We start from the raw sequence: 5,829 nt of genomic DNA on the forward strand, positions 1-5,829 counted from the left end.
TCGGGGTCTGGACGAATCGGCCGCACATAAGCAGAGCCTCTAGGCCTTGTCCGCTGGCAGTTCGGGCCGTGCGGCCGCGGCGGTGCTATCGGTGCTGGCCTCACCGTAGTTGCCTACTGGGAACCGTGCCACGAAGTCAGCAAATCTGGCCCCAGAAATAGCCTGCCGGCTGTCGCCTTTCGGGCAGATGAGTGCAGCTCCGCCACCAGAGATGTTGATAAGCGCTGGGGCTTCGGTGGCCCAAAACACGTGGTGACATGCGAGACACTCAGCGCGGACAGATTCGATAGCCGAGCAGCTCGTTTGGGTCGCCTGACTGGGATTGCCGACCACCTCGTATAGGTAGAACAGGCCGGTGTTTGGCATCGGTGAGCCTTGAATAGAGGGGGCGAACGATTCGCCGCTAGCCAAGGCACGAGCGTACGGCGGGGAATGCTATGAGGGCGCATTTACGACGGAAGATCTTCGCGCCGTCCTGATCGGGATAGGAAGCGCTGCAAGAAGCTGGTTTGTATACGACTTGCGGCGTGGCGTGGCGGCCGGCGCTAAGGAATAGCTTGGATTTGCTAGGATTCAGTGCCCCAACACTGCTAGAGCCAAACAAAGAATGCAGCTCGATATCTCCATCACGGACTCGCCTAGCGCAGAGTCGCTGGATCTGATTGCCAGCGGGTTGGACCGTTTCAATTTAGATGCCGCCGGTTACGCCGACCGGCGCGAGCTGGCGGTTCTGGCCACCGATCCGGAAACTGGCAAAGTGCTAGGTGGTTTGACTGGCCGGACATCATTGGGGATGTTGTTCGTTGACCTGTTCTACCTCCCCGCGGAACTGCGTGGCCATGACCTTGGCTCGCGCATTCTCGCTGCTGCGGAGGACGAAGCCAGGCGGCGGGGGTGCTGTTCCGGCCTTTTGTACACGATCAGCTTCCAAGCGCCGGATTTCTACGTGAAGCAGGGTTGGCGGGTGTTCGGCGAGATACCGTGCCAACCTGCTGGGACGCGTCGAGTGTTTCTCAGCAAGGACTTGCTGGCGGCCTAGGGCCGGAGGCCCCGTCGAGGTTGCGCTTCCATGCACACACTCGGCGCGCGCCCCCCAACCTCCGGCGCCGGGTCAGCGCGCCCCCGGATCCCGGGCCATTGTCCGCTCAGCCCAGGGAGCCTGGGCCAGCAGCGCGCTGAGACCTTCGCAGGGCGATTACAGCCAGTCGCGGAATCTGAGATCCCGGCCCGTATCCTGCGCGCCATGCTCCCTCCCTGCGACTACACCGAATTCATGATCGCGCCACGGCCACAAGGCTGGGTGCAGCACGGTGCCCACCGGAGCCTGTGGTGGGGGAGCCGTCAGATCGCCAGCGTGCAGCCATGCTCCGATGGCATCCGCGTGACCTTGGCCTGCAGGAAACTCTGGCAGGACAAGCAGGTCCGGGCGGCCAGCATCGACCAGGGCAAGCGGTACGCCGAGCGGTGGTGCGCGGCCCGGATTTTGGCGGGGTGCCGCTGCGACAGGCCGTGCAGCAGCTGACGGCYAAGCCGGAAGAAAGCGCGCAGCCGAAGCGCTCGGCCGCTCAGTTGCAGCAGGAACGACGGCTGCGTGAAGCGCTGAAGCTGGGCTCATGGCCGGCCGCGCCAGAGCTCAAGGCCTATGGCGCACCGCCTCGGTGATCTGCTCCTGATGATCCCTAGGCCCTGATGGACTGATGGAGGGCCGCTTGATACATCGGCTATGGCACGTCGCCCGCAAGCGGGGTGGGGGCAGGCGGCGTTGGGTGAAGGGGTCGTGAGAGGGGCGACGAAAAGGAACAGGCAAGATAGGCCCGTTTAGGGCATGTTGCGGTTTCAGAAGGTTTCGTTAGCTATCGGGGAGTGATCGCAATGAAAGGTTCGGATCGTGGTTGTCTTGCTTGGGTAGCGGGGCTGGCGCTGACAGTGTGGGGCGTCCCTACGGCTCTAGCGCAGAACGGGGCCACAACAGTGGAGTGCCACTCTGTTGGCTACCAGTACAGCGAATGCCGTGCACCGTTGCGCGCGCCGCAGCTGATCCATCAGATCTCAGGCAGCTCCTGTATCTTGAATCGAACCTGGGGTTTCAACCCGAGGACCCACCGCATCTGGGTGGACGAAGGTTGCTCCGGAGTGTTCGCCGACGTGGGTGGCTACCACCACGGCCGCGACGGCACCTATGACAAGGGAAGCCGCCGTTACGACGACCGCGGCAGGGATGCCGGGCTCCTGACTTTGGGTTCGGTGCTAGGAGCAGTGCTTGCGTCGTCGGCCCAGAGCGAGCATCACTCCAACTACCGATCAGACACACACAGCTACGCGCACGGTGGGTACGACGGCTGTCAYGGTGAGGGATGTCTGGTGGCCCCCCTCAAGGACCGCGGCGCGGATGGCATCGACACCCGGGCTTCGTTCGACAAACAGGGCAACCCGAACTTTGACACCCAAGGCAACTGGATCGGGTGCCACGGAACCGGCTGCGATGTAGATCCTCCATCCGATCAATCCAACTGAACCGGAGTCCTCGACATGCGCAGCGCTCTTCTTTTCGTCTTTGCCCTTGTCCTGGCTTTCCCCGCGTTGGCTCAGGTCGACAACACGGGGTCCATCAACCAAAGCACGCAGAGCGAGTCCACAAGCTCCACGATCACTACCAGCTCGGGGATGGATTCGGGCGCTCAGACCGACATCTCTGATGAAAGTTCGCCGGAGATGAAGGCCTGGATCAAAAGCAACGAGACCAAGTCGTCTGACAACAAGGGCTTCGGGGTGGGCTTCGGCCCGGACAACGATGACAACGCCGACGATCAGCCGCGCTGGTCCAAGCATCGACCCTCTCGCCCCAAGCCCGAACAGATGGACGGCACGTACCGCATCAATGCGGCCAACGGGCCCTTCCTCTGCACGGTGCGCCTGACCGCCAGTCCTTACTTCGGCGGCTATTTCGCCAGCACCTCTACGGGTTGTCCTGACCTCTGGAAGGTCAGCCGCTGGGATATGCAAGGCCCGACGATTGTCCTTACCAACTCCTCTGGAGATATCTACGCTGCCCTGTGGCCAAGGGATCGCGACGTCTGGGTCGGGAGTGTTTCGGCGACAGGCGACCGAATTTCGCTGAGCCGTTGATAGAGCGTCGGCCGGTGGCTAAAGATGGGCTTTGCCATCGGTCCATGAAGGAAGACGGTGTTGCTGGCCGCCTGGCGCGCCGAGGCAGTGAGCTTGCTAGGCTACTGAAGTCCGTGGTGTTGGCTGCCTGAAGCGGCGCCGGTGGCACAGCTTCGGCACACCGGGCGCCGTTTGCCTTGCCGCATATGAGATGCCCCTCCCTGTGACTGACCCCAAACTGACCCCACGCGTCCGCTAAGTGACTGATTTCACAAGATCGCAATTGATCGCGGGGGATCGGCTTAGTCGTTGTTTTTGTTGATCTTCCGCGACCTTGACATGGTAAGGCTCACCTTGGATGACGCGACAGGCGCGCTCCTATCGCCATGCTGATACCCCTAGGATCTAAACCGACCATATGTACGTCTATCCCCGGGGCGGAAAGCTCTAACACTGCGTCCCGGAACTCGGCCGATATGCGACTGCCAAGAAGGATTCTCCGGAGCTGCCCTGGCAGTTCGATGTACTCACGGTCCGAAATGAACCTCCACTCTGACTCGTATCGCCAGTGTGTTGACTTACAGGTCAGGGCATCAATTGTGTTTGGAAGACCTAGCAGGCCGAAGTTGAGCTTCGGAAGGGCGTCAACGTAGGCTACCTGGTGCAGCTCGGGCTCGGCCGGATCGATTTCAAATTCGAAGGCCAAGCCTTGAGAGCTATCAGCGTAATGTGCCCACATCCGGACGTCTTGCCACTCCGCCGAAAGGCTGCAGACCCTCGACGGACCGTCTAGCGGACTCTTTGCCAATTCAAAGTAAGCGACTCTGCTGACCTGGTGTCCGAAGCCGTGACTGAAGAGTGATCCGAAGCCACGGCTAGGGTCGCCGATCAGAGCGCGGTACTGGCCTTCGAAGGGGTCGTTAAGATCGGAGTATCTGGCGCAATACAGACGCTGATGGATCGCGATGTCCAGCGCGTAACGAGCGTTTTGCGCTGACTTAAATTTATAGAGCAGCATCGGTCATACAACCTACGCATACGAGGTATGGCGATTGTATGCGTGTCGGGCGCGCTCGCCGCTATGAGAGGGGAGCCGGCGCGTAGGGGCAATCCGTACAAATTCCGTGCAAGCGGAAAAAGAAAAAGGGCCCGCATTGCTGCGAGCCCTTGAATTATGGTGGCCGAGGACGGAATCGAACCGCCGACACGGGGATTTTCAATCCCCTGCTCTACCAACTGAGCTACTCGGCCACTTCATCGCTGCGTTGCCGCTGGCGAGGACGCGAATAATACGGAGGTATGCAGCGTTCGGCAAGCGTTTCGCGAAAAAAATTTCACATTTGTTGCCAGGCCTCGCGCCGACAGCGGCAAGTGCTTGATCCAACGTGGCTGCGCACCACCGTTGCGCGCATGAACATCGGTTCAGCACGTGCCCGGGCGCGCGCGACTCACTGCGTGTCGTCCGGCATGCACCACAGCAGCACGATGCCGATCACCATGATCACCGCCGCCAGCAGCAGCGATGCCTGGTAGGAGCCGCTGTCGCGCGCCAGGGTGCCGGCGAGCGCAGGTGCCACGATCTGCGCCACGCCGTAACTCAGGGTCAGGGTGGCCATCGCCTTGGCCGGGTTGTGCGGGTAGTGCCGACCGACCACGGTAAGGGTCAGGCTCACGATTCCGGCGAAGGTCAGTCCGAACAGCAGCGCACTGCCCAGCCCGGCAGCCAGTCCATCGTCCAGCAGGGGCAGCATGAACGAAACCGCCTGCAGGGCGAAGGCCAGCATCAGGGCGCGGATCATGCCGAGCCGTGCCGCCAGCCAGTCCCAGCCGAAGGTGGAGGGGACCGCCGCCAGTCCCACCAGCACCCACACCGCGCTGCCATGCCCGTGGAAGGCGGCGGTCTGCTCGAGGATGGCCACGATGAAGGTGGCGCTGACCACGAACCCGAAACCGGCGCAGAAGTACGCGGCAACCAGCAGGCGTCGCCAGCGCGGTCCGGGGGGCGGCGGCGCGTCGGCGACGGAGCGCGCGGACGCGGCGACCGGCGCGGGCATCCAGTACCAGGCGGGTACCAGGAACAGCAGCCCCAGCAGGCCCAGCCAACGCCATTGCCCGCTGGAATCGGCATGGCCGGCCATCATCGCCGTGGCCAGGCCCGACACCGCGATGCCCAGCCCCAGCCCGGCGAAATGCAGGCCCAGCCGGGGCCGCCGCTGGTGGGCCAGCAGCCAGTTGAGCACCAGCCCGGAGGCGAGCAGCAGCCCGGCGGTGCTGGACAGCCCGGCGAGGAAGCGCAGCACGCTCCACAGCCAGAGGTGGGGGGTGACGCCCATCAGCGCGGTGGCCGCGACGGCCAGCAGCAGTCCGGCCCGGTACATGTGGAATTTCTGCCGCATGTCGCCCACCCGCGCCACCAGCAGCGTGCCCAGCAGATAGCCCAGGTAGTTGAAGGTGGCCAGCCAGCCGCCCTGGGCGGCGCTAAGCCCGGCATCGACGCGCATCAGCGGCAGCAGGGGCGTGTAGGCGAACCGGGCCAGTCCCACGGTGAGGACCAAGGCGCAGATACCGGCGGCGATGACCTGCCAGGGATGCCGTTCGGTGGGGATGGGCGGGGCAGTCATTGGATACCGGGGCGGGCAGGGGTCCGCTGATCCTCGGCGATCCGGGTGTCACTGTCTTTCGATAGAATGACCGCCTATGTCGACCAGACGACAATCCCGCCCC

The 5,829-nt window shown here is 63.1% G+C and carries 5 protein-coding genes, 1 tRNA gene and 1 pseudogene; 5 read left to right on the forward strand and 2 right to left on the reverse strand.

Features of this window, described 5'->3' with window-relative positions:
* Window positions 1-607 precede the first annotated feature (607 nt).
* The 5 genes and pseudogenes from AC1DQP_RS15140 (at window position 608) to AC1DQP_RS15160 (ending at window position 3,126) form a co-directional block, all read left to right on the forward strand.
* Window positions 608-1,039 carry a GNAT family N-acetyltransferase gene (locus tag AC1DQP_RS15140; protein ID WP_457320586.1) on the forward strand — a complete coding sequence of 144 codons (432 nt, stop codon included), beginning with the start codon at window positions 608-610 and terminating at the stop codon, window positions 1,037-1,039.
* Window positions 1,040-1,491: 452 nt separating this feature from the next.
* Window positions 1,492-1,662, forward strand: a complete 171-nt coding sequence (locus AC1DQP_RS15145; RefSeq protein ID WP_457320588.1) for a hypothetical protein — start codon at window positions 1,492-1,494, stop codon at window positions 1,660-1,662.
* Window positions 1,663-1,872: 210 nt separating this feature from the next.
* A pseudogene (locus AC1DQP_RS15150) lies at window positions 1,873-2,121 on the forward strand (DUF3011 domain-containing protein); the annotation flags it as partial.
* A gap of 12 nt (window positions 2,122-2,133) precedes the next feature.
* A complete protein-coding gene (locus tag AC1DQP_RS15155) occupies window positions 2,134-2,514 on the forward strand; it encodes a hypothetical protein (protein ID WP_457320594.1) in 381 nt (126 codons plus the stop codon).
* Between the two features lie 15 nt (window positions 2,515-2,529).
* Entirely contained in the window at window positions 2,530-3,126 is a 597-nt protein-coding gene (locus tag AC1DQP_RS15160) for an AprI/Inh family metalloprotease inhibitor (RefSeq protein WP_457320590.1), read from the forward strand.
* A 1,154-nt stretch (window positions 3,127-4,280) separates the two neighbouring features.
* Here the strand turns inward: AC1DQP_RS15160 and AC1DQP_RS15165 are convergent.
* Together AC1DQP_RS15165 and AC1DQP_RS15170 are read right to left on the reverse strand one after the other, a co-directional pair.
* Window positions 4,281-4,356 (reverse strand) — tRNA-Phe (locus tag AC1DQP_RS15165).
* Window positions 4,357-4,553: 197 nt separating this feature from the next.
* Complete coding sequence (locus AC1DQP_RS15170) at window positions 4,554-5,726, reverse strand: YbfB/YjiJ family MFS transporter (protein WP_457320749.1); 1,173 nt, start codon at window positions 5,724-5,726, stop codon at window positions 4,554-4,556.
* Between the last annotated feature and the right edge of the window lie 103 nt (window positions 5,727-5,829).

The organism is Stenotrophomonas sp. P5_A8 (genome assembly GCF_056400545.1).

What these genes read in the sequence shown, in the direction of transcription:
- AC1DQP_RS15140 (WP_457320586.1), top strand. Translation starts at nt 608, where the DNA reads ATGCAGCTCGATATCTCCATCACGGACTCGCCTAGCGCAGAGTCGCTG.
- AC1DQP_RS15160 (WP_457320590.1), top strand. Translation starts at nt 2,530, where the DNA reads ATGCGCAGCGCTCTTCTTTTCGTCTTTGCCCTTGTCCTGGCTTTCCCC.
- AC1DQP_RS15170 (WP_457320749.1), bottom strand. Translation starts at nt 5,726, where the DNA reads ATGACTGCCCCGCCCATCCCCACCGAACGGCATCCCTGGCAGGTCATC.